This window comes from Halomonas lysinitropha (assembly GCF_902500215.1).
Taxonomy (GTDB): Bacteria; Pseudomonadota; Gammaproteobacteria; order Pseudomonadales; family Halomonadaceae; genus Halomonas; species Halomonas lysinitropha.
Genome location: NZ_CABVOU010000016.1, coordinates 52,302 through 75,300 on the forward strand (window position 1 = coordinate 52,302; position 22,999 = coordinate 75,300).

24 protein-coding genes are annotated in these 22,999 nt (G+C 67.0%); 7 read left to right on the forward strand and 17 right to left on the reverse strand.

Annotation, left to right across the window (positions count from 1 at the left end):
• Positions 1–47 precede the first annotated feature (47 nt).
• On the forward strand, positions 48–1,991 hold the full coding sequence (locus HALO32_RS02230) for an ATP-binding cassette domain-containing protein (protein ID WP_151442163.1): 1,944 nt from the start codon (positions 48–50) through the stop codon (positions 1,989–1,991).
• Here HALO32_RS02230 and dtd read toward each other — a convergent pair.
• The 4 genes from dtd to thiD all read right to left on the reverse strand — a co-directional run bounded on the left by dtd (position 1,988) and on the right by thiD (position 4,861).
• The gene (gene dtd / locus HALO32_RS02235) at positions 1,988–2,425 is read right to left on the reverse strand and encodes a D-aminoacyl-tRNA deacylase (RefSeq protein WP_151442164.1); all 438 of its coding nucleotides are present in this window, start codon (positions 2,423–2,425) and stop codon (positions 1,988–1,990) included. The two genes, HALO32_RS02230 and dtd, sit on opposite strands and share 4 nt — an antisense overlap.
• A gap of 56 nt (positions 2,426–2,481) precedes the next feature.
• Positions 2,482–3,039: a chalcone isomerase family protein gene (locus tag HALO32_RS02240; RefSeq protein WP_151442165.1), complete on the reverse strand. Its 558-nt coding sequence runs from the start codon at positions 3,037–3,039 to the stop codon at positions 2,482–2,484.
• An 80-nt stretch (positions 3,040–3,119) separates the two neighbouring features.
• Entirely contained in the window at positions 3,120–3,965 is an 846-nt protein-coding gene (locus HALO32_RS02245; protein ID WP_151442166.1) for a universal stress protein, read from the reverse strand.
• A gap of 83 nt (positions 3,966–4,048) precedes the next feature.
• Positions 4,049–4,861 carry a bifunctional hydroxymethylpyrimidine kinase/phosphomethylpyrimidine kinase gene (thiD, locus tag HALO32_RS02250; RefSeq protein ID WP_151442167.1) on the reverse strand — a complete coding sequence of 271 codons (813 nt, stop codon included), beginning with the start codon at positions 4,859–4,861 and terminating at the stop codon, positions 4,049–4,051.
• A gap of 63 nt (positions 4,862–4,924) precedes the next feature.
• Between thiD and HALO32_RS02255 the strand changes: the two genes are divergently transcribed.
• Complete coding sequence (locus HALO32_RS02255) at positions 4,925–5,356, forward strand: YqaA family protein (protein WP_151442168.1); 432 nt, start codon at positions 4,925–4,927, stop codon at positions 5,354–5,356.
• Between the two features lie 75 nt (positions 5,357–5,431).
• Here the strand turns inward: HALO32_RS02255 and HALO32_RS02260 are convergent, their stop codons facing one another.
• From HALO32_RS02260 to HALO32_RS02285, 6 genes are all read right to left on the reverse strand, one after another.
• Positions 5,432–6,538, reverse strand: a complete 1,107-nt coding sequence (locus tag HALO32_RS02260) for a TRAP transporter substrate-binding protein (protein ID WP_151442169.1) — start codon at positions 6,536–6,538, stop codon at positions 5,432–5,434.
• 159 nt (positions 6,539–6,697) lie between these two features.
• Positions 6,698–8,101: a TRAP transporter large permease gene (locus tag HALO32_RS02265; RefSeq protein WP_151442170.1), complete on the reverse strand. Its 1,404-nt coding sequence runs from the start codon at positions 8,099–8,101 to the stop codon at positions 6,698–6,700.
• The gene (locus HALO32_RS02270; protein WP_151442171.1) at positions 8,101–8,664 is read right to left on the reverse strand and encodes a TRAP transporter small permease subunit; all 564 of its coding nucleotides are present in this window, start codon (positions 8,662–8,664) and stop codon (positions 8,101–8,103) included. The genes HALO32_RS02265 and HALO32_RS02270 overlap by 1 nt, the downstream gene beginning before the upstream one ends.
• 106 nt (positions 8,665–8,770) lie before the next feature.
• The gene (locus HALO32_RS02275) at positions 8,771–9,607 is read right to left on the reverse strand and encodes an endonuclease/exonuclease/phosphatase family protein (RefSeq protein ID WP_151442250.1); all 837 of its coding nucleotides are present in this window, start codon (positions 9,605–9,607) and stop codon (positions 8,771–8,773) included.
• Position 9,608: 1 nt separating this feature from the next.
• Complete coding sequence (locus HALO32_RS02280) at positions 9,609–10,241, reverse strand: thiol:disulfide interchange protein DsbA/DsbL (protein ID WP_151442172.1); 633 nt, start codon at positions 10,239–10,241, stop codon at positions 9,609–9,611.
• 149 nt (positions 10,242–10,390) lie between these two features.
• Complete coding sequence (locus HALO32_RS02285; protein ID WP_151442173.1) at positions 10,391–11,011, reverse strand: c-type cytochrome; 621 nt, start codon at positions 11,009–11,011, stop codon at positions 10,391–10,393.
• Between the two features lie 243 nt (positions 11,012–11,254).
• On the opposite strand from HALO32_RS02285, the gene yihA reads away from it, so the two are divergent.
• Positions 11,255–11,872, forward strand: coding sequence for a ribosome biogenesis GTP-binding protein YihA/YsxC (gene yihA, locus HALO32_RS02290; protein ID WP_151442174.1), 618 nt, complete (start codon positions 11,255–11,257; stop codon positions 11,870–11,872).
• Between the two features lie 60 nt (positions 11,873–11,932).
• Here the strand turns inward: yihA and HALO32_RS02295 are convergent, their stop codons facing one another.
• Genes HALO32_RS02295 through argH form a run of 7 tightly spaced genes read right to left on the reverse strand, consistent with a single transcriptional unit; the run spans position 11,933 to position 18,062 of the window.
• Entirely contained in the window at positions 11,933–12,676 is a 744-nt protein-coding gene (locus tag HALO32_RS02295; protein WP_151442175.1) for an HAD family hydrolase, read from the reverse strand.
• Entirely contained in the window at positions 12,673–13,575 is a 903-nt protein-coding gene (locus tag HALO32_RS02300; RefSeq protein WP_151442176.1) for a tyrosine recombinase XerC, read from the reverse strand. The genes HALO32_RS02295 and HALO32_RS02300 overlap by 4 nt, the downstream gene beginning before the upstream one ends.
• Before the next feature lie 11 nt (positions 13,576–13,586).
• The gene (locus HALO32_RS02305; RefSeq protein ID WP_151442177.1) at positions 13,587–14,303 is read right to left on the reverse strand and encodes a DUF484 family protein; all 717 of its coding nucleotides are present in this window, start codon (positions 14,301–14,303) and stop codon (positions 13,587–13,589) included.
• 29 nt (positions 14,304–14,332) lie between these two features.
• The gene (gene dapF / locus HALO32_RS02310) at positions 14,333–15,166 is read right to left on the reverse strand and encodes a diaminopimelate epimerase (protein WP_151442178.1); all 834 of its coding nucleotides are present in this window, start codon (positions 15,164–15,166) and stop codon (positions 14,333–14,335) included.
• A complete protein-coding gene (gene lysA / locus HALO32_RS02315) occupies positions 15,166–16,446 on the reverse strand; it encodes a diaminopimelate decarboxylase (RefSeq protein ID WP_151442179.1) in 1,281 nt (426 codons plus the stop codon). The genes dapF and lysA overlap by 1 nt, the downstream gene beginning before the upstream one ends.
• Before the next feature lie 3 nt (positions 16,447–16,449).
• Complete coding sequence (gene lptM, locus HALO32_RS02320) at positions 16,450–16,644, reverse strand: LPS translocon maturation chaperone LptM (protein WP_151442180.1); 195 nt, start codon at positions 16,642–16,644, stop codon at positions 16,450–16,452.
• Positions 16,644–18,062, reverse strand: coding sequence for an argininosuccinate lyase (argH, locus tag HALO32_RS02325; RefSeq protein ID WP_151442181.1), 1,419 nt, complete (start codon positions 18,060–18,062; stop codon positions 16,644–16,646). Before argH ends, lptM begins: the two co-directional genes overlap by 1 nt.
• Before the next feature lie 265 nt (positions 18,063–18,327).
• Between argH and hemC the strand changes: the two genes are divergently transcribed.
• From hemC to HALO32_RS02345, 4 genes are read left to right on the forward strand one after another with little or no spacing between them, the layout of a single operon-like run.
• Entirely contained in the window at positions 18,328–19,269 is a 942-nt protein-coding gene (hemC, locus tag HALO32_RS02330; protein ID WP_151442182.1) for a hydroxymethylbilane synthase, read from the forward strand.
• Positions 19,269–20,063: a uroporphyrinogen-III synthase gene (locus HALO32_RS02335; protein WP_151442183.1), complete on the forward strand. Its 795-nt coding sequence runs from the start codon at positions 19,269–19,271 to the stop codon at positions 20,061–20,063. Before hemC ends, HALO32_RS02335 begins: the two co-directional genes overlap by 1 nt.
• A 6-nt stretch (positions 20,064–20,069) precedes the next feature.
• Positions 20,070–21,653 carry a uroporphyrinogen-III C-methyltransferase gene (locus HALO32_RS02340; RefSeq protein ID WP_151442184.1) on the forward strand — a complete coding sequence of 528 codons (1,584 nt, stop codon included), beginning with the start codon at positions 20,070–20,072 and terminating at the stop codon, positions 21,651–21,653.
• Positions 21,650–22,900: a heme biosynthesis HemY N-terminal domain-containing protein gene (locus HALO32_RS02345; protein WP_151442185.1), complete on the forward strand. Its 1,251-nt coding sequence runs from the start codon at positions 21,650–21,652 to the stop codon at positions 22,898–22,900. Before HALO32_RS02340 ends, HALO32_RS02345 begins: the two co-directional genes overlap by 4 nt.
• The last annotated feature ends 99 nt before the right edge of the window (positions 22,901–22,999 follow it).

Here is a 22,999-nt window from a genome sequence, read left to right on the forward strand (position 1 = left end):
GTCGTCCCGCTGGGCGGCAGCCTCACTGACTGCCGAGTGGAGCCTGCATGATCGCACTGCGCCAAGTTTCCCTGCAACGCGGCACCCAGACCCTGCTCGAAGGGGCCGACCTGACCCTGCATGCCGGCCACAAGGCGGGCATCGTCGGGCCCAATGGGGCGGGCAAGTCGAGCCTTTTCAAGCTGTTGCTTGGCGAGCTCTCCCCGGACAAGGGAGAGGTGGAGATGAGCGGTGGCCAGCGCATCGCCCATATGGACCAGGAAGTGGAAGCGCTTGAGCGCGCCATCGTCGACTACGTGCTGGACGGCGACCGTGAACTGCGCCACACCGAGGCGGCCCTGGCGGCGGCCCGCGAGCAGGGGAACGCCCATCGCGAGGCGGAACTGCATGGCGCCATCGAGTCGCTGGACGGCTACAGTGCACCATCCCGGGCGGCCCAACTGCTGGTGGGCCTGGGCTTCGTCCAGGCCGATCTGGAGCGGCCGCTGGCGGATTTTTCCGGTGGCTGGCGGATGCGCGTCAACCTGGCGCGTACGCTGTTCAAGCCCTCTGACCTGCTGCTGCTGGACGAGCCCACCAACCACCTGGACCTGGATGCCCTGCTCTGGCTCGAGCAGTGGCTCACCCGCTACCCCGGTACCCTTCTGCTGATCTCCCACGACCGCGACTTTCTCGATGCGGTGTGCGACCACATCGCGCACTTCGATCGCCAGAACCTGGTGCTCTATCGCGGCAACTACTCCACCTTCGAGCGCACCCGGGCCGAGAAGCTGGCCCTGCAGCAGGCCGAGGCGGCCAAGCAGCAGGCGCGCCGCGAGGAGATCGAGCGCTTCGTGGCGCGCTTTCGCTACCAGGCCAACAAGGCGCGTGCCGCCCAGAGCCGGCTCAAGACCCTCGAGCGCATGGGCGACATCGCCGTGGCCCATGCCGACTCGCCCTTCCACTTCACCATTCCCTGCGCCGACAAGGTCTCCCACCCGCTGCTAGTGCTCGACGAGGCGCGCCTGGGCTATCGTGACGAGGCCGGCCAGGAAACGGTGCAGCTCGACGGCGTCAAGCTGACCCTGCTGCCCGGCCAGCGTATCGGCCTGCTGGGCCCCAACGGGGCCGGCAAGTCGACCCTGATCAAGTCGCTGACCGGTGACCTGCCGCTGCTTTCCGGAAAGCGGGTGGCCGGTGAACACCTGGCGATCGGCTACTTCGCCCAGCATCAGCTGGAGGGGCTGGACCTGACCTCTACGCCCTTCATGCACGTGCAGCGTCTCTCGCCCACGGCTGCCGATCTGGATATCCGCAAGTTCCTGGGGGGCTTCGGCTTCCACGGCGACGACGTCTTCGCCGAGGTGGGCCGTTTCTCGGGCGGCGAGAAGGCCCGCCTGGCCCTGGCGCTGGTCGCCTGGCACAAGCCCAACCTGTTGTTGCTGGATGAGCCCACCAACCACCTGGACCTGGAGATGCGCGAGGCGCTCACCGAGGCCCTGGCAAGCTTCGAGGGGACGGTGATCATCGTCTCCCACGACAGGCACCTGTTACGTGCCACCGTGGATGAGTTCTGGCGGGTGGCCGATCATCGCGTCGAGCCCTTCGACGGCGACCTGGAGGACTATCGGGCCTGGCTCAAGGCGCGCCTCGAGGGCGAGCGCCGCGAGGCCCGGGCCGACAAGGCCGACCGCCAGGCCGTGACCGAAGCCCCCAGGGAGGATCGCAAGACGACCCGTCGTGTTGCCGCGGAACTGCGCGAGAAGCTTCGTCCTCTGAAGAAACAGCGCGACCGCACCGAGCAGGCCATGGAGAGGGTCCAGAAGGAGCTGGCCGCGGTGGAGGAGATGCTGGGTGATGCCGAGCTCTATACCGATCCGGCGCGAAAGGAGGAGCTCACCAGCCGCCTCGGTCGCCAGGGCGAGCTCAAGTCCCGCCTCGAGGATCTCGAGGCCGAGTGGCTGGCCGCCGAGGAAGCCCTCGAAGCCATGGAGGCCGAGCTAGGCGGCTAGCTTTCCAGTAGGAAGGTCACCGGCCCGTCGTTGATCAGCGAGACCTGCATGTTGGCGGCAAATTCGCCGCTGGCGACTCTCGGCCAGGCCGCTTCGGCGCGCTCCAGCAGATAGTGGAAGAGGCGGTCGCCCTCGGCGGGCGGTGCCGCGCTGGAGAAGCTGGGTCTCAGCCCCTTGCGGGTGTCGGCGGCCAGGGTGAACTGTGAGACCAGCAGCAGGCCACCCTCGGCCTGCTGCAGGTTGCAGTTCATCTTGCCCGCTTCGTCGGGAAACACGCGATAGTGCAGCAGCTTGTGCAACAGCCTGTCGGCCGCCGCCTCATCGTCACCCTTCTCGACCCCCACCAGGGCCAGCAACCCCAGGCCTATGGCGCCTACCTCGCGATCGTCTATCTCGACGCTTGCACGTTTCACGCGCTGGATCAGGGCCTTCATGGGGTGGGGTCTCCTTGGCTGCCGTTACGGACCGCCAAGCCTAGCATGTCGCCGCCTCAGCGCCCCAGCAGGTCGTCACGGAACGCTTCGCCCAGTGGCTCCTCGCCCAGCCAGATGCCGAACAGGGCGCTGGCAAGATCCGGGTCGTTCCCTTCGTAGAGCATCTCGCCGTTCAACGCCAGGGTCAGCCGGTCGCCATCCCAGGTCAGCGCATAGCGGTCGCCGGGTTCGACGTCGCGATAGCGCTCGTTGAAGGTCTCCAGTGGTGAACTCAGCTCTTCATAGGTAGCGTCATCGAGGGCCTCACGCACGCTCTTGCGGGTCGCCTCGGCGAACTCCTCGGCCTCGATGGCGTGGAAATATTCGAGCTCCAGGCGGCGCGGGACCTTGGACAGTGGAGCCGGACGCGGAAAGCCCTGGGCCTGATAGTAGGCGCCAGCATAGGCATCCCAGATCATGTAGCGGAAGAGGCCGTGGCCGATCCGCTCGTAGCGCCGCTCATCGGTCTCGATGGTAGCCGGGAAGCTGGCACCTTCGATCTCTACGGTATCGGCCGTCGCGGTGGTGGCCATTGCCGCCAGCAGGAGTGCGCTCAGATTACGGGGCAGCGACATGATGAATCTCTCACGACAGGGGATTGTCCTGTACGGACAATATCCTTTCGTAAAAGTTCTGTATAGCTATTCGGCGTTTCCTACCAGGCGCGACAGAGCATGATGTCGCAGTGAGGTTCGGACAGCAGACGCTCGGTGATCTGGCTCTGGCGACCCAGCGGGCCACGGCTGCCCAAGGCGAGCAGGTCCGGCGGCTGACGGCGCAGACGGGTCATCAACACCTCGAGGGGGTCGCCCTGCTCCAGCACCAGCTCGAGCTCCGGAACGTCGTCGAGCTCGCTCATCAGCTGCTCGGTCTCGCGCTCGAGCTGGGTACGCAGCCGCTCCACCTCGCGGTCGCGCCAGCGGGCATAGTCGCGGTCCGAGCCCAGTTCCCGCTCGCCGGGGATGTCCCAGGCATGCAGCAGGGTCAGCCGGGCCTCGGGGAATCGCTTGAGAGTCTCGCGCAGGGTGTGCCGCGAGGTCAGCGAGAAGTCCACCGGCACCAGGATGTCCTGCCACTCCTGGGTGGCCAGATGGCTGACCGAGAGCACCGGGCAGGGGGCGCTGCGCAGCACCCTGGCGAGGGTCGTGCCGGCGACCAGATCGGGCTGGCCGCGCTTGCGATGAGCACCGAGGATGATCATGTCGGCATCGCGCTCATGGGCCTCACGGATGATTTCGGCATAGGGAGCGCCGGCCATGGTCTGGATCAGGCACTGGGGTTCGGGCAGCGCATAGTCCTCACGGATGTCGACGAGGAAGGCGCGGATATCCTCCACCACGGCTGTTTCCAGGTCGTGCAGGACCCGCCGCGGCAGGTAGGGATCGAGCACATGGATGATATCGAGTCGAGCGCCGCTCTCCACCGCCAGGCGTATGGCTCGAGCGAAGGCGGCCCGGTTCTCGGCTGAGAGGTCACTGGCGAACAGCAGGGTCTGGCTCATGACGGCTACCTCCCGGGAAGGTTGAGTCCCATGGCATTGCCTTCAGCATGAGCGGCAGGGTGAAAGGGCGCAAGCCTGGCGGGTTACCTCCTGCCGTGAAAATGATGCACCGGGCCGCGTCCCTGACCCACATCAAGTCGGTGACTCTCCTCGAGCGCCCGCGACAGCCAGGTCTTGGCGGTGGCCACGGCATCGGGCAGGGCATCGCCATGGGCCAGGCGGGCGCAGATCGCCGAGGAGAGGGTGCAGCCCGTGCCATGCAGGTTGGTGGTATCGATTCGGTGGCCCTCGATCCAGTTCGCTGCTTGGGCGGTGATCAGCAGGTCGGGGCACTCGCCGCCCTCCAGGTGGCCCCCCTTGAGCAGGGTTGCCCCGGCCCCCAGGTCGCGCAGCGCCGGTACCAAGGCCTCCATGCCGGCGCGATCCTCGGGTACCGGGCAGCCCAGCAGTACGGCGGCCTCCGGCAGGTTGGGGGTGATCAGGTCGGCCAGGGGCACCAGGCGCTCGCGAACCGCCGCGATGCCGGCATCGTCGACCAGGATATCGCCGCTCTTGGCCACCATCACCGGGTCGAGCACGATCCAGCCCGGCCGCCGCAGAGTCAGGGCCTCGCGGATCACGTCGGCCACCTCGCGGCTGGCCACCATGCCGATCTTCACGGCGTCGATGTCGACGTCAGCAAGCAGCGTCTCGAGCTGGGCGGCGATGAACTCCACCGGTACCGGGTGAACGCCGCTGACGCCGCGGGTGTTCTGGGCGGTCAGGGCGGTGATCACGCTGGTAGCATAGGTCCCCAGGGCCGAAAGGGTCTTGAGGTCGGCCTGGATGCCGGCGCCGCCACTGGGGTCGGAGCCGGCAATGGTCAGGGTATTGGGTATGCAGCGGGAGGCGGCCATTGGTATCACGTCATTGCGGTTGAAGGGAGTGCCTAGCCTACGTCAGGGACGGTGGGCAGTGCCATGCTGACCCTGTTCCTGGTGGCCCTGGCCAGTGCCACCCTGCTGCCCGGTGGCTCCGAGGTGTGGTTGGCCCGGCTGTGGTGCACCGGCGAGCCGGCCATGCTGCTCTGGGCGGTGGCCAGTCTCGGCAATATCCTGGGCAGTCTGGTGAATGTGGCACTGGGGCGCTACGCGCGGCAGTTCCAGGATCGCCGCTGGTTTCCGGTATCTCGGCATGGGTTGGAACGGGCCGAGCGCTGGTACCGTCGCATCGGAGAGTGGAGCCTGCTGGTTTCCTGGGCGCCGGTGATCGGTGACCCGCTCACCGTGCTGGCCGGTGTCCTGCAGCTACCTTGGTGGCGTGCCATTCTGCTGATTACCCTGGCCAAGGCAGTCCGCTATGCCCTGGTGCTGTGGCTCGCCGAGGCCTGGCTGGCGCCATTGTGCCGCTGATGGCAAGGCCATGGGTCACCACCCAGACGAAAAGAGCCGCCCGAAGGCGGCCTCTGCGCGGGTGGGACAACGAGTTCAGTTGTCGGTGCTCTCGTCCGGGTTGCGGGCGTTGTAGTAGGCCTGTTCGGAGATGGTGTGGTAGTTGACCACCTTCTCCTGGAAGGCCCGGTAGGAGTCGTGGATCTTCCCGGCCATCTCGCTGTCCTCGGCGAGTTCGGCGACCACCTCGGCGGAGTGCTCCTTGGCCCGGGCCAGGACGTCGTCCGGCAGGCGGCGCAGCTCCACCCCATGCTCGTTGACCAGGGTCTCCAGGGCGTCGTTGTTACGCGCGGTGTACTCGTCCAGCACATCGGCGTTGATGTCACGCACCGCGGTGCGCAGGATCGCCTGCAGGTCGGCGGGCAGCGCGGCCATGGCCTCCTCGTTGATGATCGCCTCGAACATCACGGTCGGCTCGTGCCAGCCCGGGTAGTAGTAGTAGTCGGCGGCCTGATGCAGGCCGAAGGCCAGATCGTTGTAGGGGCCGATCCACTCGGTGGCGTCGATGGCGCCGGACTGCAGCGACGTGAAGATCTCGCCGCCGGGCATGTTGACGATGGCCACCCCCATGCGCTCCATCACCTCGCCGCCGAGGCCCGGCATGCGCATCTTCAGGCCGTCGAGGTCATCGACGGAGTTGATCTCCTTGTTGTACCAGCCGCCCATCTGCACGCCGGAGGCACCGGCGACGAGGACATCGACGCCGAAGTCGTCATAGAGCTCGTTCCAAAGCTCGAGGCCGCCACCGTAGTGCAGCCAGGCGTTCATCTCCTGGGCGTTCATGCCAAAGGGCACGGCAGCGAAGAACTGGGCGGCCGGCGCCTTGCCCTTCCAGTAATAGGAGGCGGAATGGCCCAGCTCCGCGGTGCCCTCGGAGACGGCGTCGAACACCTCGAAGCCCGGCACCAGCTGGCCGGCCCCGAAGACCTCGATGGTGAGGCGGCCGTCGGACATCTCATCGACGATTTTCGCCAGGCGCTCGGGTCCCTGGCCGACGCCCGGGAAGTTCTTCGGCCAGGAGGTGACCATCTTCCACTCGAAGGTTTCCTGCGCCTGCGCCGTGTTATCGACGCTGGAGACGAGCATCAGGCCGGAGACGGCGCCGCTCATGGCGACGGCAACGGCGAGTGATCTGAGTTTCATGTGCTTTCCCTCTGGATATTGTGGGTGTTGTCGTGGAAAGCCCTCTTGGGGCTGGCAGTTAGCCGGTGGCCCTTGTGGGGCCCCGGGTGGTACCGAAAACGACTTGCCCCGGCGTTACCCGCCCGAACGGGTCGGCAGCCCCGGGGACATGTCGGCGGGTCAGAACTGATCCGGCAGCCAGGTGGCCAGTTCCGGGAACCAGGCCAGGGCCAGCAGCATGCAGAGTTGCAGCCCGATGAAGGGGATCACCCCCTTGTAGATCGCCGAGGTAGGCACCGAGTCCGGCGCTACCCCGCGCAGATAGAAGAGGGCGAAGCCGAAGGGCGGCGTCAGGAAAGAGGTCTGCAGGTTGATGGCGATCATGATGCCCAGCCAGACGGGGTCGACCCCCATCGCCAGCAGGATCGGCCCAACGATGGGCACTACCACGAAGGTGATCTCGATGAAGTCGAGGATGAAGCCAAGCAGGAAGATCACCAGCATCACGATGAGGGTGGCGCCCACCACGCCGCCGGGCATGTCCTCGAACAGGTCGGTGACCAGTTCCTCGCCGCCATAGGCGCGGAACACCAGCGAGAAGAGCGCGGCACCGATCAGGATCATGAAGACCATGGTGGTGACATGGGTCGTCGAGCGCAGCACCTCCTTGAGGGTCTGGATGTTCAGGCGCCGATAGGCCAGAGCCAGGATCATCGCACCGAAGGCACCGACGCCTGCCGCCTCGGTGGGCGTGGCAAAGCCGCCGAGAATCGAGCCCAGCACGGCAACGATCAGTACGATGGGCGGGACCAGCCCCTTGAGCAACAGGAGCCCCAGGCCCCCTTCATGACCCAGCTCGTCCATCAGCTCCTTGCGATCGGCGGGTGGGGCGGATTGCGGCCTGAGCCAGGCGACCACCGAGACATAGGCGATGTAGAGCACCACCAGGGCAAGCCCGGGCACCAGGGCGCCCATGAACAGATCGCCCACCGAGACCGTCTTGGGGCTGAAGATGCCCATGGAGAGCTGGGCTTGCTGGTAGGCGGAAGAGAGCACATCGCCGAGCAGCACCAGGGCGATGGAGGGGGGAATGATCTGTCCCAGGGTGCCGGTGGCGCAGATGGTGCCGGTAGCCAGCGGCATGCTGTAGCCGCGCTTGAGCATGGTGGGTAGCGACATCAGGCCCATGGTCACCACGGTAGCGCCGACGATGCCGGTAGAAGCGGCCAGCAGCATCCCCACCAGGGTCACCGAGATGCCCAGGCCCCCGCGTAGTGAGCCGAACAGCAGCGCCATGGCATCGAGCAGGTGCTCGGCAACCTTGGACTTCTCCAGCAGCACGCCCATCAGCACGAACAAGGGGACCGCCAGCAGTGTCTGGTTGGTCATGATGCCATAGAGGCGATTGGGGAAGGCGCCCAGATAGCCACCGTCGAAGTGGGCATCGATTCCCAGAGCCTCGAGGCCCAGCCCTAGCCCGGCAAAGGCCAGGGCGGTACCGGCCAGCGACAGGGCGACGGGGTAACCGGCCATCAGTACCAGACAGATGACCAGGAAGAGCACCAGGGGCATGAACTCCAGCATCAGAGGAGCTCCTCGACATGAGGGTCATCGTCCTTTTCGGGCGGAGGCAGGCGTCCGGTGAGGACCAGGAAATGGCGGCTCGCTTCCACCAGGGCCTGAAGGAGCATCAGCCCTGCGAAGAGTGGGATCAGCGTCTTGAGCAGGAAGATGCCGGGGATGCCGCCGGTATCGGGTGAGCCCTCGAGAATGCTCCAGGACCTGCCCACATAGTTCAGGCTCGTGAGGATCACGAAGACCATTACCGGTAGTAGCAGGAAGAGGGTGCCGCAGAGGTCGACCAGCGCCTTGCGCTTCGGCGTCATGGCACGGTAGAAAATGTCCACTCGCACGTGGCCGTCATGCTTGAGGGTCCAGGCGGCGGCCAGCATGAACACCACGGCGTGCATGTACATCACCGACTCCTGCATGGGGATGCTGTTGAAGCTGAAGGCGTAGCGCAGCACCACGATCAGGAACTGGATGAGCATCATCGGCAGCACCAGCCAGGAGAGGCTCCTGCCGAGCCATTCCGAGGCACGGTCGAGCCAGGCGATGAAGCCTGGTAGCTCGTGGGATTGGGCCATGGGTATGGATCTCGCTGTTCGGATTTTGCGTCTGCTGAAGCATGATGGTCGCACACCAGGGGGCCGGCGTTTGCCCCTCGAGCCAACGATGACTATACGGTGGTCCTCAGTGTCGCGGCTTCTCAGCCTCGCGTCGAGTGGCGGCCAGGCAGGTTTGCAGGCAGGCCTCGGGCAGCCGTACGTCCACTGCAATGGGCAGGTGGTCCGAGAAGAGGTGGTCGAGTACCCGCACCTCGTCCGCCTGCAGGGACTCCGACAACAGAATGTGATCCAGGGCCCGGCGGGGTTGCCAGGAGGGGTAGCTGAGCGGTGGGCGCACCGGGTGCAGCGGCAGCGAGGCACGAAAGCGCTGGTGGCCATGGAGCTGTTCGGGCGTGCAGTTGAGGTCGCCCATCACCACCACGTGGCGCAATGGCTGGATGATCTCACTGAGGTAGTCGAGCTGTCGTACCCGGCCGCGATGACTCAGCGCCAGGTGGGCGACGAAGAGGTGCAGGGCATCGCTGCCCTCGCCGTAGCGGGCATGGATGGCGCCACGACCGGGCAGAGTGCCGGGCAGGCGATACTCCTCGATGCGGCTCGGCGCCAGTCGCGACAGCAGCCCGTTGCTATGCTGGGCAATGCGCCCTAGGTTGCGGTTGAGCTGCTGGAAGTGGTGGGGAAAGCCGGCGTGGCTGGCCAGATACTCCACCTGGTTGACCTGGCTCGAGCGGAAACTCCCGCCGTCGGCCTCCTGAAGCCCGACGATGTCGAAGCGGCCGAGCACCTCGCCGATCATGTCCAGACGCCGTAGACGGTTCGGGTGCGGCAGCAGGTGCTGCCAGCTGCGCGTCAGGTAGTGATGGTAGGCCGAGGTCTGGATGCCCACCTGCAGGTTGAAGGTGAGCAGCTTCAGATGGCCGCCCACGAGCAGTGGCGTCCTTGCCTCGGCCAGATGGGACATTTCAGTCTGCACGCTCCTCGCGGACTCTTTCGACCAGGGCACCCGCCACCTGTGGCATGTTGTCGAGGCTGCCGGCCGAGCTCGGTGAGACCAGATAACGGCCGTCGACGATCAGCGCCGGAACGCCCATCAGTTGCATCTGGCGCATGCGGGCGTGGGCCTGGTTCACCTTGCCCTTGACGCCAAAGGAGCCCAGCGCCTCCTGGGCTTCCGCCTCGCTGACGCCGTAGTTGCTGAAGAACTCGGCGATGGCATCGGGGTCGGTCAGGTCGCGGCCTTCCTCATGAATGGCGTGGAAGAAGTCGTCATGCAGGTCGTCGAGAATTCCCAGTTGCTGGGCCGCGTAGAAGGCGAAGGCGTGGGTGTTCCAGTCGCCGCCCATGGTGGCCGGCATGCGCTGGAAGGCGACATCCTCGGGCTGTTCGGCAACCCAGGCGTTGAGGGGCTCCTCCAGGTTGTAACAGTGGGGACAGCCGTACCAGAAGGCCTCAGTCACTTCGATACGCTCCTCCTCGACCTGGGGCTCCACCGGGTTGTCGAGCACTTCGTAGTGCTCACCCTCAACGAGGGACTGGGCGCTGGCCAGGCCCGGTAGGGCGAGGCCGGCGAGGACGAGCATCAGGGGCTTGAGCATGGGGTTCTCCTTGAGTGCATCATGGTCCCGGTGCCGAGAGGCGGCACGTCGGAGCTTTGATTCTTGCCCGGGAGAGGGGTTCCCCCGTAGACGCCAATGGCGGCCCTAGGCCGCCCCGACGTGCCAGCGCCTCAGGCGCCGGGTCGATCTCAGTGCAGGCCCAGCACGTAGTTGGCGACGGCTTCCATATCATCATCGCTCAGCTTGGAGGCGATGCTGCCCATCATGTTCGCCGGGTCGTTGTTGCGCGCTCCAGAGGCGAAGTCCTGCAGGGTGCTCAGGGTGTACTCGGGGTGCTGGCCGGAAAGCGCCGGATAAACGGCCGTGCCGATGCCCTCGCCGGTGGGCGAATGACAGGCGGCACAGGCGGGGATGCCCTTGGCCATGTCGCCGGCGCGGTACAGTTCGCGGCCACGCTCGATCAACGCCTCGCCAGTGTCGGCCTGGCCCAGCGCCGGATCCTGCTCGGCGTAGAACTTGGCGACGTCCCAGGCATCCTGGTCGGAGAAGTTGTCTACCTGCCCGGCCATCTGGGCAACTTCTCTGCGCCCTTCTCGGATATCCATGATCTGCTTGGCCAGGTAGGAGGCCTGCTGACCGGCCAGGTTGGGGAAGGCACCGGACGGGCTGATGCCCTGCTGGCCGTGGCAGGCGGCACAGGGCTGCGCCATCTCCTTGCCGGCTGCTGCATCGGCATCCGCTTGAAGGTCTGCATGGGCCACGCCGACGGCGCCCACGGTGATTGCCAGGCTTGCCAGTAGATTTCTCATCGCTGTTCCACTTTCCCGTTACGTTGTTGGCCGGTACGTCCCCTGGGTGCCGCCCGATCCTCGAGGCCGGGTGCCCTCTGGCCGGTCGCCGCCGACGCCTTGTGGTCGGTCGCTGACGGACGGAGCACGGTGGTATACTGGAGCGCCCCGGGTCGCAGACAAAGACGCTTTATTATAACGGAACACCAGAGCCGCGGGAATGCAACCCGTGGCGCCCTCGATCAACGTCAGGACTTTCCCGCGATGTCGCGACTCAACTATCAGGCCTCCCGTTTTCTCATCAGTGCCCCGACCCTGGCCAAGTGCCCGCCGGATGATGGGGCCGAGGTGGCCTTCGCCGGCCGTTCCAATGCCGGAAAGTCCAGCGCCATCAATGCCCTGACGCGGCAGAAAGCGCTGGCCCGCACCTCCAAGACGCCGGGGCGCACCCAACTGATCAACTTCTTCACGCTGGGCGACGATAGTGGCCACCGGCTGGTCGACCTGCCGGGCTACGGCTATGCCAAGGTGCCCGAGCAGGTCAAGCTGGAGTGGCAGCGTCATCTTTCCGACTATCTGCGCCGGCGCGGCTCGCTGCGCGGACTGGTGCTGGTGATGGATGTGCGCCATCCGTTGACCGAATTCGACCAGACCCTGCTCGGCTGGGCCGACGAGGCCGGTATGCCGGTACATATCCTGCTGACCAAGGCCGACAAGCTCAAGAGCGGAGCGGCTAAGAGTGCCTTGCAGCAGGTGCGCTTGCGGCTGCGCGAGTGGGAGGACCTGGTGAGCATCCAGCTCTTCTCCGCCCTCAAGAAGCAGGGCCTCGAGGAGGTGCACGAGCGCCTCGACCAGTGGCTGCTAGAGCCTAAGGAAGGATAAAGGTTGGTCGGGGGAGACGGTATCTCCTCTCTGGCTTGCCCACGGCGCTCCTCACCGGTGTCAGGACTCCCCTTCCAGTTTGGTAATCAACGCCGGCAGCTCCCGCACGTGGCGCAGGCGGTATGCCCCCGCGGGGAGCTCGCCGGCATGGGGTGTATCGGCGGCAATCCAGGCCGCACGCATGCCCAGGCGTAGAGCCGGCAGCACATCCTCCTGCCAGGAATCCCCGACATGCAGTGCCCGGGAGGGCGGGGTGGCGAGGCGCGCCAGGGCGGCGAGGAAGGGGCGGGCGTCCGGCTTGGGGGCCTGGATCTCGCCAGCGGCGATGCTGACCTGGAAATGGCGGTGCAGCGCCAGGCGATGCACCGCCAGATTGCCGTTGGTGATCGAGCCCAGACGGTAGCGGCCGCCGAGCTCGCAGAGCAGCGGTTCAACCTCGGGATGAGGCGAGACATCGATGCGCAGGGCGTGGAAGCGCGCCATGGTCGCGGCGGCCCACAGCCAGGCGGCACTGCGCGGCAGCCCGAAGGCCTCCAGCAGTTCGACGAGGGCGCGTTCACGCAGCCAGCTGAAGTCACCCCGACGCAGCGGGTACTGCTCGGCGAGGCGTTGGCGACTCTTCTGGTAGGCCGCCAGGGGGAAGCGTTCCGCGAAACAGCCGCGATGCGTTTCTCGGCGGCGCGCCAGCCAGGCGGCCAGGCTCTCGTCGAGCCAGGCGTAGTGGCCGGTCTCGGTGCGACTCATCACGCCGCGGTTGTCCCACAGGGTGTCGTCGAGATCGAAGGTGATGGCCTGCAGGGTCATGACGGCTCACCGGTATCGTCGGAGCGGCGGCGTGCTCGAGGGTGGGCCGCGTCGTAGCTCGCCGCCAGGTGCTGCCAGTCGAGCCGAGTGTAGACCTGGGTGGTGGCGAGGTCGGCATGGCCCAGTAGCTCCTGAACGGCGCGCAGGTCCTGGCTCGACTCCAGCAGATGGCTGGCGAAGGAGTGGCGCAGCCGGTGTGGATGGAGGTGCTCGGCCAGTCCCCTGACCCTGGCCAGTTCGGTGAGGCGTTTCTGGATGGCGCGATGGCCCAGCCGGGCCCCGCGGACACCGACGAACAGCGCCGATGTGTCGCGGTTGGCCAGCTGACCGCGGACGTCCTTCCAGGCGTCCAGGGCCTGTCGCGCCCGGCGGCCTACCGGTACCTGGCGGGGCTTGCCGCCCTTGCCCAGTACCCGGACACGCTGGGGCTGGAGGTCCCCGAGATCGAGCGCCGCCAGCTCGGCCAGGCGCAGACCGCTCGAATAGAAGAGCTCCAGCATCGCCTGGTCGCGACGGGCCAGGGGCGAGCCGTCATGAGGCGTGTCGAGGAAGTGGGCCAGCTGATCCACGTCCAGTGGCCGGGGCAGGTGCCTGGGTTGGCGCGGCGTCCGCACCAGCGGCACCGGGTTGTGGCGGAGCCGGCCGACCTCTACCAGGTGTCGGGCGAAGCCCGAGATGGCCGCTCGCCGGCGGGCCAGGCTGCGGGGAGCCTGCCCCCGCATACGTTCGCTGCCCAGGAAACGGCGTAGCAGGGCAGCATCCAGCCGGGACCAGTCGTCGACGGCCTCGGCTTCGAGGAAGGCCAACAGGGCCGCCAGGTCATGCCGGTAGGCGCTCACCGTGGCCGGACTGGCGGTGCGCGCCAGTCCGGCCAGGAAGGCCTCCACCTCTCGCTCCATCGCGCGACCTGTCACGAAGAGGCCGGGGCCTGGCGCACCAGCAGCCGTGCGACTACCTCGCCCACATATTCCGTGAACAGGGTATCCATGCTGGCGCGGAAATGGTCCGGGTCGTGGCTTGCCAGCACCAGATAGCCCAGCGGCTCGCCCAGGGCCAGTCGTGACAGGGCGCAGGAGCCGGCCTTGTCGGGAGCCGGCACGTGGGGCAGCAGGCGCTTCCAGTCAGTCGGCGTCAGTCGCGTGCAGCGGCTGTTGCGGCCATCGAGGAGGGCAGCCAGGCGCTGGCCAGCATGGTCGTCGAGGACCTGGCGAGGGGCCTGGGGCGGTAGAGGCTCGGCATCGGTCAGACTGGCCGGGCACCACAGCGCCACCGCCGGGGTATGGAAGCGTTCGGCGAGCTGGGTGGCCAGTGCCTGGCCCAGGGCGTCGTTGTCCTCGGCCTCGAGCAGCGCCAGCACCAGCTCACGAGTGCGGCGATACTGGGCCTCGTTGTGGCGGGCCGACTCCAGCAGCTGTTCCAGGCGCCATTCGGCCTGCTCGGCACGGGAACGCAGGTCATGGACCAGGCGCTCGAGTAGCGAGGTGGTGCCGCGGGCCTCCGGATGCGGCACCTTGAGCTGCTGCAGCAGGCCCTCGCGCCCGACGAAGAAGTCCGGGTGACAGGCCAGCCACTGGGCCACCCGATCGGGGTCGAGGGTCTTGCGCGGGTCAGGGACGGCTCGGGTCATGGGAGCTTCTCCTCTGGTGTCGGGGCGGCTCAGTTCAGGATGACGCGGCCGTCGAAGACGCACTCGGCGGGACCGGTCATGATCAGGGGGGCGTCGCCGCCGGCCCAGTCGATACGCAGGTCACCGCCGCGCAGGTGCACGGTGACCGGGCTCGAGAGCAGCCCCTGGCGGATACCGCTGGCCACCGCGGCGCAGGCGCCGGTGCCGCAGGCCAGGGTTTCGCCGCTGCCGCGTTCATACACTCGCAGGCGGATCTCGTGAGGCGTCACCACCTGCATGAAGCCCACATTGACCCGCCGAGGGAAGCGTGGGTGAGCCTCGAGAGCCGGCCCCAGGCGCTCGACGGGGGCCACGTCGACGTCGTCGACGCGCAGTACCGCATGGGGGTTGCCCATCGAGACCACGCCCACTTCGAGGCGTTCGCCGTCTACCTCCAGCGGATGGAGCATTCGGTCCTCGGCGGCCTCGAAGGGCAGGGCCTCGGGCGCGAAGCGCGGTGCGCCCATGTCGACGCGGACCCCGCCGCCGTCTTCGACCACCAGGGTCAGCGGGCCGCCCGAGGTCTCGACTCGAATCTCGTGCTTGTGGGTCAGGCGCTGGTCGCGCACGAAGCGGGCGAAGCAGCGGGCACCGTTGCCGCAGTTCTCCACCTCGCTGCCGTCGGCGTTGTAGATGCGGTAGCGGAAGTCCATTTCCGGATCCCGCGGCGGCTCGACGACCAGGAGCTGGTCGAAGCCCACGCCGAAGCGGCGGTCGGCCAGCCGGCGGATCTGGTCGTCGGCCAGGCGAGCCCGCTGGGTGACCAGGTCGACCACCATGAAGTCGTTGCCCAGCCCCTGCATCTTGGTGAAGTGCAGCAGCATCAGCGTACCTCTCCGCGATCGTCGGGCAGCAGCGACTCGCCCGCCCACAGGTCTGCCAGCCTTTCGCGGCGCCGCACCAGGTGGGCCTGGTCGCCGTCGACCATCACCTCGGCGGGGCGCGGGCGGCTGTTGTAGTTCGAGGCCATCGCGAAGCCGTAGGCGCCAGCGGAGCGCACCGCCAGCAGGTCGCCGGCGGCGATGGCGAGCGCGCGGTCCTTGCCCAGGAAATCGCCGGTCTCGCAGACCGGGCCGACCACGTCATAGGTGGCGGTGTCGCGCGGCTTGCGGGTATCGACCGCCAGGATCGTCTGCCACGCCTGGTAGAGGGCGGGACGGATCAGGTCGTTCATGCCCGCATCAACGATGGCGAAATTCTTTGTCTCTCCGGGCTTGAGGTATTCGACCCGGGTCAACAGGACCCCGGCATTGGCGGCGATGGAGCGGCCCGGCTCGAAGAGCAGGGTCAGGCGCTCGCTGCCTTCCCAGCGGGAGAGACGCTCGATCAGGGCGGTGGCATAGTCGAAGGGCGCCGGCGGGTGCTCGTCGCGGTAGGGCACGCCAAGCCCGCCGCCCAGGTCCAGGTGCGCCACCTCGATGCCGCGCTCGCGCAGGCGCTCGAGCAGGGCCAGCAGGCGGTCCAGGGCGTCGAGGAAGGGCGCGAGTTCGGTGAGCTGGGAGCCGATATGGCAGTCCAGGCCGGTGACGGCGACGTGGGGCAGCTTGGCGGCCAGCTCGTAGACGGCCAGCGCCTCGTCCACCGGGATGCCGAACTTGTTGTCCTTGAGCCCGGTGGAGATATAGGGGTGCGTGCCGGCGTCCACATCCGGATTGACCCGCAGCGACACCGGGGCGATCTTGCCGACTCGGCCGGCCACGGCGTCGAGACGCTCCAGTTCGGGGCGCGATTCGACGTTGAAGCACTTGATGCCTACCTCCAGCGCCCGGGCCATCTCGGTCTCCTGCTTGGCGACGCCGGAAAAGACGACCTTGGCCGGCTCGCCACCGGCGGCCAGCACCCGCTCCAGCTCGCCCACGGAGACGATGTCGAAGCCGGCACCGAGCCTTGCCAGCAGCCCCAGCACCGCCAGGTTGCTGTTGGCCTTCACCGCATAGCAGATCAGATGCGGGTGGCTGCCCAGTGCCTCGGTGTAGGCGCGAAAGTGGCGTGCCAGGGTCGCGCGTGAGTAGACGTAGCACGGGGTACCGAATTCGTCGGCGATGCGGGTGAGTGGCATGTCCTCGCCGTAAAGGACGCCGTCGCGGTATTCGAAATGATCCATGCCTTAGCTCTCGTCGTCTTGGGCGGTATCGTCGTCCGGTTGGGCCGCGTCCTCGTCCGACGCTTCCTGCTGGCCGGCAGGGTCGTAGCGTTCGGCGGCGGCCTCATCGCCGGGCAGGTAGAGCGGTCCCTTCTGGCCGCAGCCGGCCAGGGCCAGTCCTAGTCCCAAGGCAAGGATAAGCGGAGCGAGGTGACGCATCAGACCGGGTCCGTCAGGGTCGCGAGGGCATCCCGCGCCCGCTGGGCAGCGGCGCGCACCTGGTCCGGGGCAGTGCCGCCGATATGGTTGCGAGCGGCCACCGAGCCCTCCAGGGTCAGCACGTCGAAGACGTCCGCCTCGATGGTAGCCGAGAACTGGCGAAGTTCCTCGAGGGTCATCTCGGAGAGGTCCTTGCCCTCGCGCAGGCCGAAGGCCACGGACTGGCCGACGATCTCGTGGGCGTCGCGGAAGGCTACGCCCTTGCGCACCAGGTAGTCGGCAAGGTCGGTGGCGGTGGAGAAGCCGCGGCGGGCGGCTTCGGTCATGCTCGTCTTCCTGGGCTCGATGGCCGGCACCATGTCGGCGAAGGCACGCAGGCAGCCCTTGACGGTATCCAGGGTGTCGAACAGCGGCTCCTTGTCCTCCTGGTTGTCCTTGTTGTAGGCCAGCGGCTGGGACTTCATCAGGGTCAGCAGGCCGATCAGGTGGCCGTAGACGCGACCGGTCTTGCCGCGCACCAGTTCCGGCACGTCCGGGTTCTTCTTCTGCGGCATGATCGAGGAGCCGGTGCAGAAGCGGTCGGGCAGGTCGACGAAGGCGAACTGGGCGCTGGTCCACAGCACCAGCTCCTCGCTCATGCGCGACAGGTGCATCAGCAGGATGCTGGAGAACGCCGTGAACTCGATGGCAAAGTCGCGATCGCTCACGGCGTCCAGGGAGTTTTCCGCGGGTCGCTCGAAGCCTAGCAGTTCGGCGGTGACATGGCGGTCGATGGGATAGGTGGTACCGGCCAGTGCCGCCGCACCCAGCGGCATCACGTTGACCCGTCGGCGGCAGTCCAGCAGGCGTTCATGGTCGCGGGCGATCATTTCCTGCCAGGCCAGCAGGTGGTGGCCGAAGGTGACAGGCTGAGCGGTCTGCAGGTGGGTGAATCCGGGCATGATGGTATCGGCTTCGCGATCGGCCAGCGTGATCAGCCCCTCGCGCAGGCGCGCCAGCTCGGCGCTGACCTTGTCGATTTCGTCGCGCAGGAAGAGGCGGATGTCGGTGGCCACCTGGTCGTTGCGCGAGCGGCCGGTATGCAGCTTCTTGCCGGTGATGCCGATCTTCTCGGTAAGACGCGCCTCGATGTTCATATGCACGTCCTCGAGGGCCACAGACCACTCGAAGGTGCCAGCCTCGATCTCGCCGCGAATCTCGGCGAGCCCCTCGATGATGGCGTCTCGCTCCTCGTCGGTGAGCACCTCGACCCGGGCCAGCATGGTGGCATGAGCGATGGATCCCTGGATGTCGTGGAGGGCGAGACGCTGGTCGAAGTCGACCGAAGCAGTGAAGCGTTCGACGAAGGCGTCGGTGGGCTCGCTGAAGCGGCCGCCCCAGGACTGGTTGGTGCCGGGGCTGGGTGAACTAGGGCTCATCGGGGCTGGGCATCCTGACTAGACGATTGCGATGGGTGACGGTCGGAGGACCGGTCGCAGCGCCGCCGGGGCGGTGCTGCCTTGACATGGCGGAAAGTGTACCAGAGTCCATGCGGCTGGCGAGGGGCGGCAGTGGATGGTCACCGTGGGACGACGCGATTTTTCCTGCTCCGCGCGGTGCTTTATGATGAAGGGTATCCATATCATCACCGGGGTGCCGGCACATGGTGCGCCAACGGCAGTCAACCCGGTACGGGAGAACCACGTGCAAGCCATCAATACCCTGCGAATCGCCACCCGCAAGAGTCAACTGGCCATGTGGCAGGCCGAGCATGTCCGCGACCGACTGATGGCCGCCCATCCCGGCCTGAAGGTGGAGCTGGTGGCCATGTCCACTCGCGGCGACAAGATCCTCGACACGCCGTTGGCCAAGGTCGGCGGCAAGGGGCTCTTCGTCAAGGAGCTGGAGGAGGCGATGCTCGACGGCCGCGCCGATATCGCCGTGCACTCCATGAAAGATGTGCCCATGCACTTTCCCGAGAGCCTGGGGCTCTCGGTGATCCTCGAGGGCGCCGAGCCCACCGATGCCTTCATCTCCAACCACTACGCCTCTCTGGACGAGCTGCCCGAGGGCGCACGCATCGGCACGTCGAGTCTGCGTCGCGGCCTGCAGATGCGCGAGGCACGTCCCGACTTCGAGGTCCTGAGCCTGCGTGGCAACGTCCAGACCCGCCTGGGCAAGCTCGATGACGGCGAGTTCGATGCCATCCTGCTGGCCACCTCCGGTCTCCGCCGGCTGGGGCTCGATGACCGCATCACCATGGAATTGCCCCCCGAGGTTTGCCTGCCGGCCTGCGGCCAGGGCGCTCTGGGTATCGAGTGTCGCCTGCACGACCCCGAACTGCTTGCGCTGCTCACTCCCCTGGACGATGCGCCCACCGCGACCCGCGTGCGCGCCGAGCGCGCCATGAATACCCGGCTGGAGGGTGGCTGCCAGGTACCCATCGGCGGTCACGCAGTGTTCGAGGATGACGGTCAGACCCTGTGGCTGCGTGCCCTGGTGGGCAATCCGGAAGGTACCCGGGTACTGCGCGCGGAAGGACGAGGCTCCCTGCATGAGCCGGAGGCCCTGGGGATTCGCGTCGCCGAGGAGTTGCTCGACCAGGGCGCCGGCGAGATTCTCGCCGAGGTCTACGGCGCCGTCTGATGGCGAAGCTACCGGTACTGATCTCACGACCGGGCGAGCGGGCCGGGCCGCTCGCCGAAGCCATCGAGGCTCGCGGCCTTCCCGTCAAGCGCCTGGATGTCATGGACCTCGAGCCGTTGCCGGAAACCCCGGCGATGCGCAGCGCCTGGCTGGACATCGATCATTTCCGCAAGGTGGTAGTCGTCAGTCCCTTCGCGGCCGAGTGTCTGGTCGAGGCGCTGAATCGCTACTGGCCGCAGCTTCCGGTGGGTATTGACTACTATGCCGTGGGGGCCTCCACCGCCGCCCTGTTGCACCGGCGGCTGGGGGTGCGGGTCCATGTGCCGTCGCCGTCGGCCGGGGAGGACACCAGCGAGGCGCTGCTGAAGCTGGCCTCGCTGCATGCCCTGGACGAGCAGCGTGTGCTGCTGGTCGCCGGCGAAGGAGGGCGTCCACTGATCGCCGATACGCTGGGCTCCCGCGGTGCTCGGGTGACCCGGCTGGTGGTCTATCGCCGCCGTCTTCTCGATCCTGATCCCGCCATGGCAGCGAGATTGGCCAATGGCGATTATCGTGCGCTGGTGGTCAGCAGCGGAGAAATCCTTGAACATCTGGCAAGATGGTGTACAGAAGCCGCCTTGAACCAACCGCTAATCGTTTCCAGTGCTCGGTTGGCTACACTGGCCGGCAGGTTGGGGTTTAATGTCCCCGTCGTGGCGTCGGGCGCCACGCCTGCCGCCCTGGCGGTAGCGGTCGCCAGGAGCAGCGCCCCGGAGGAGGCCGATGTCGATCATGATGATCTCGAAAAGGGCTAGCGACAGATGAGCAAGCAACCACACGAACAAGATGAACAGCAGGCGCCCTCCGGCGCAGAGTCGGCGAGCGCGGGGGGTGAGGCCGGCAAGCCGTCCGCTTCCGGCAGGCGCCGCTCGCGGCGTTACGACAAGACTGCCGGTAAGCAGGCCGCGGACGCGTCACAGGGGAAACCGGATGCTGCAGAGGCGACTGGCGAATCCGGGAGCGGCAAGTCCTCCCCTGTCGCGGCCGACAACTCCGCCAGTCGCCCGGAAAAGGGCGACAAGCCGGCATCCGGCAGCGACAAGCCCGCTGACCAGAAGGCCACAGCGGAGAAGCCTGGCGCTGACAAACCCGCTGCGGGTCAGGCAGCCAGCGCCAAGCCCTCTGCCTCGAGCGGCAGCGCCGACAAGTCCGGCACGTCTACCAATGCCGGCTCCTCTGCCAAGCCCGGCCGCCCTGGCGGTGACAAATCGTCTGCCCCTTCGGATGGCGGCGGGGCCGGTGGTTCGCGCGGGCGCACCGCTGGTGATTCTTCCGGTGACGGTGGCAAGGGCGGCGGCAAGGCCGGGATACTTGCCCTTGTGCTGGTGATCCTGCTGGCTATCGGTGTCGTGCTGTTCGGCTGGCAGGCCTGGCAGAAGCTTGATGCCCAGCAGCAGCGCCTGGCCTCGTTGCCCGGCGATGTGGCCAGCCAGTCGGATATCGGTGAGCTCCAGTCGGATTTCGGCGAGCTGCAGGGACAGCTCGAGAGCGCCGAGAGCGAGCGTGATGCGGCCCTCGACTCGGCTATCTCCGACCTGCGCAGCGAGTTTTCCGATTACCGCAGCAGTGTCAACGAGACCCTGGACCAGGTGCTCGACGAACTCTCTCGCGAGCAGAACGCCGATGAGCGCGACTGGCTGCATGCCGAAGCCGCCTACCTGCTGCGCCTGGCCAACCAGCGCCTGCAGCTGGAGCGCGATGTGGAGGGAGCCGCCGCCCTGCTGCGCACCGCCGACGAACGGCTACGTGAGGCCGACAATCCGGCTCTGATGCCGGTGCGCCGCGAGATCGCCTCCGAGCTTGCCGCACTGGACTCAGTGCCCCAGGTCGACCGTAGTGGCCTCTATCTGGCGCTCAATGCCCAGCAGGAGCAGCTTGCCGGGCAGCCGCTGGCCCAGGATATCGAAGAGGCCGCCGCCGCCGACGCCCTCGAAGAGACGCCCTCGGGTGGCTGGCAGGAGCAGCTGGCACGCTTCGGCGGCGAGCTCAAGGATCTGGTCACCGTGCGCAAGCATGATCAGGCCCTGGAGGCGCTGATCTCGCCCGAGCAGGAGTCCTATCTGCGCCAGAGTGTGCGCCTGGTGCTCGAGCAGTCCCAGCTGGCGCTGCTCAAGGAGGAGCAGGAGCTCTACGAGGCCAGCCTCGACAAGGCCCTGACGCTGATTCGTGGCTATTACGACACCAGCACCAGCGGTGTTCAGGCGGTGATCGAGCGTCTCGAGGCGCTCAAGCAGCGCAGCATTCGCCCGGAGCTTCCCGATATCAGCGACTCCCAGCAGGCGCTGGCGACCTTCATCGAGCGGCGCTTCGAGGGTCGTGACGACGGCCAGGGAGATGACGCATGAGAAAGCTGATCCTGATCGTAGTCCTGGGCCTGGCGCTCGGGGCGCTGTTCGGCCAGCTGATGATGTCGGTGCCGGGCTACTGGCTGGTGAGGGTGGGCGATACCTCCTACCAGACCTCCTTCTGGTTTGGCCTGGTCATCCTGCTTGCCGTCTTCATCGTGCTGCACTTCGGCCTGAGGCTGTTGATGCGCCTGACCCGACCGGTGAGTCGCTTCAAGGTGTGGAACAGTCGTGCCCGCAACCGTAACGCCATGAAGCGCACCGTGCGCGGCCTGGTGGCACTGGCCGAGGGTCGCTGGAAGAAGGCCGAGAAGTCGCTGGTCAAGGCGGCCGACGACTCCAGCACGCCGCTGGTCAACTACCTTTCGGCCGCCCTGGCGGCCCATTATCAGGGGCGCTACGAACAGGCCGACACCCTGCTCAAGCGGGCCCATCTGAGTACCGAGGGTGCCGACACGGCAGTGGGCATGATGCAGGCCCAGCTGATGCTGGACCGCCAGCAGTACGAGGAGGCGCTGGCGATCCTGACCCGCCTGGATCGCCATCTGCCCAACCACCCTCAGGTGCTCAAACAGCTCAAGCAGGCCTACCTCAGCGTCAGCGACTGGGATGGCCTGCGCCGCCTGATGCCCCGGCTGGGGGCCCAGCAGCTGATCTCCCGCGAGGAACGCGAGCAACTCGAGCAGCGCGCCTACCGCGAGCTGATCGGTCAGGAAGCGCGCAACCCCGGCGATATCGAACGGGTCCGCAATCTGTGGGCCGACATGCCGGACCACCTGCGTACCAATACCGACCTGGTCGTGCTTTACACCGAGGCGCTGGTGCGGGGCAACGAGGAAGGCATTGCCGAGCGGCTACTGCGCCACTCGCTGAAGGAGCACTGGGACAGCCGCCTGGTGCTGCGCTATGGCCTGCTCGACGTGGATGCGCGCCGACAGCTGGTCCTGGCCGAGAAGTGGCTGCAGGAGCGGCCCAACGATCCGGACCTGCTGCTGACACTGGGCCGTCTGTCGCTGCGCAACGCCTACTGGGGCAAGGCCCAGGAGTACTTCGAGGCGAGCCAGCGCCAGCGGCCCAGCGGAGTGGTCTGTGCCGAGCTGGCCCGGCTCTATGCCAACCTGGGCGAGCACCAGAAGAGCCAGCTCTTCTACCGGCAGAGCGTCGAGCTGCTCGACAAGTCGCTGCCTTCCTTGCCCCAGCCAAGCGAGGAGCCGGAAGAGACGAAGACCAAGACCAAGACGGCCTGAACCATCCCGCCGCTTGAACGGCCAGTGATCCACTCTCCACAGGGGCGCCAGATGGCGCCCCTTCTGCTATCTGGCCTTCTGATAGCCAGATATTAGACC

Coding starts and splice junctions, on each gene's coding strand:
- HALO32_RS02260 (WP_151442169.1), bottom strand. CDS start 6,538: ATGAAACTCAGATCACTCGCCGTTGCCGTCGCCATGAGCGGCGCCGTC.
- HALO32_RS02335 (WP_151442183.1), top strand. CDS start 19,269: ATGGCGAAGCTACCGGTACTGATCTCACGACCGGGCGAGCGGGCCGGG.
- HALO32_RS02295 (WP_151442175.1), bottom strand. CDS start 12,676: ATGACCCTGCAGGCCATCACCTTCGATCTCGACGACACCCTGTGGGAC.
- HALO32_RS02280 (WP_151442172.1), bottom strand. CDS start 10,241: ATGCTCAAGCCCCTGATGCTCGTCCTCGCCGGCCTCGCCCTACCGGGC.
- HALO32_RS02230 (WP_151442163.1), top strand. CDS start 48: ATGATCGCACTGCGCCAAGTTTCCCTGCAACGCGGCACCCAGACCCTG.
- HALO32_RS02255 (WP_151442168.1), top strand. CDS start 4,925: ATGCTGACCCTGTTCCTGGTGGCCCTGGCCAGTGCCACCCTGCTGCCC.
- lptM (WP_151442180.1), bottom strand. CDS start 16,644: ATGCGTCACCTCGCTCCGCTTATCCTTGCCTTGGGACTAGGACTGGCC.
- HALO32_RS02285 (WP_151442173.1), bottom strand. CDS start 11,011: ATGAGAAATCTACTGGCAAGCCTGGCAATCACCGTGGGCGCCGTCGGC.
- thiD (WP_151442167.1), bottom strand. CDS start 4,861: ATGGCCGCCTCCCGCTGCATACCCAATACCCTGACCATTGCCGGCTCC.
- HALO32_RS02340 (WP_151442184.1), top strand. CDS start 20,070: ATGAGCAAGCAACCACACGAACAAGATGAACAGCAGGCGCCCTCCGGC.
- argH (WP_151442181.1), bottom strand. CDS start 18,062: ATGAGCCCTAGTTCACCCAGCCCCGGCACCAACCAGTCCTGGGGCGGC.
- HALO32_RS02245 (WP_151442166.1), bottom strand. CDS start 3,965: ATGAGCCAGACCCTGCTGTTCGCCAGTGACCTCTCAGCCGAGAACCGG.
- HALO32_RS02240 (WP_151442165.1), bottom strand. CDS start 3,039: ATGTCGCTGCCCCGTAATCTGAGCGCACTCCTGCTGGCGGCAATGGCC.
- lysA (WP_151442179.1), bottom strand. CDS start 16,446: ATGGATCATTTCGAATACCGCGACGGCGTCCTTTACGGCGAGGACATG.
- dapF (WP_151442178.1), bottom strand. CDS start 15,166: ATGCTGCTGCACTTCACCAAGATGCAGGGGCTGGGCAACGACTTCATG.
- HALO32_RS02270 (WP_151442171.1), bottom strand. CDS start 8,664: ATGGCCCAATCCCACGAGCTACCAGGCTTCATCGCCTGGCTCGACCGT.
- yihA (WP_151442174.1), top strand. CDS start 11,255: ATGTCGCGACTCAACTATCAGGCCTCCCGTTTTCTCATCAGTGCCCCG.
- HALO32_RS02265 (WP_151442170.1), bottom strand. CDS start 8,101: ATGCTGGAGTTCATGCCCCTGGTGCTCTTCCTGGTCATCTGTCTGGTA.
- dtd (WP_151442164.1), bottom strand. CDS start 2,425: ATGAAGGCCCTGATCCAGCGCGTGAAACGTGCAAGCGTCGAGATAGAC.
- HALO32_RS02305 (WP_151442177.1), bottom strand. CDS start 14,303: ATGACCCGAGCCGTCCCTGACCCGCGCAAGACCCTCGACCCCGATCGG.
- HALO32_RS02345 (WP_151442185.1), top strand. CDS start 21,650: ATGAGAAAGCTGATCCTGATCGTAGTCCTGGGCCTGGCGCTCGGGGCG.
- HALO32_RS02275 (WP_151442250.1), bottom strand. CDS start 9,607: ATGTCCCATCTGGCCGAGGCAAGGACGCCACTGCTCGTGGGCGGCCAT.
- HALO32_RS02300 (WP_151442176.1), bottom strand. CDS start 13,575: ATGGAGCGAGAGGTGGAGGCCTTCCTGGCCGGACTGGCGCGCACCGCC.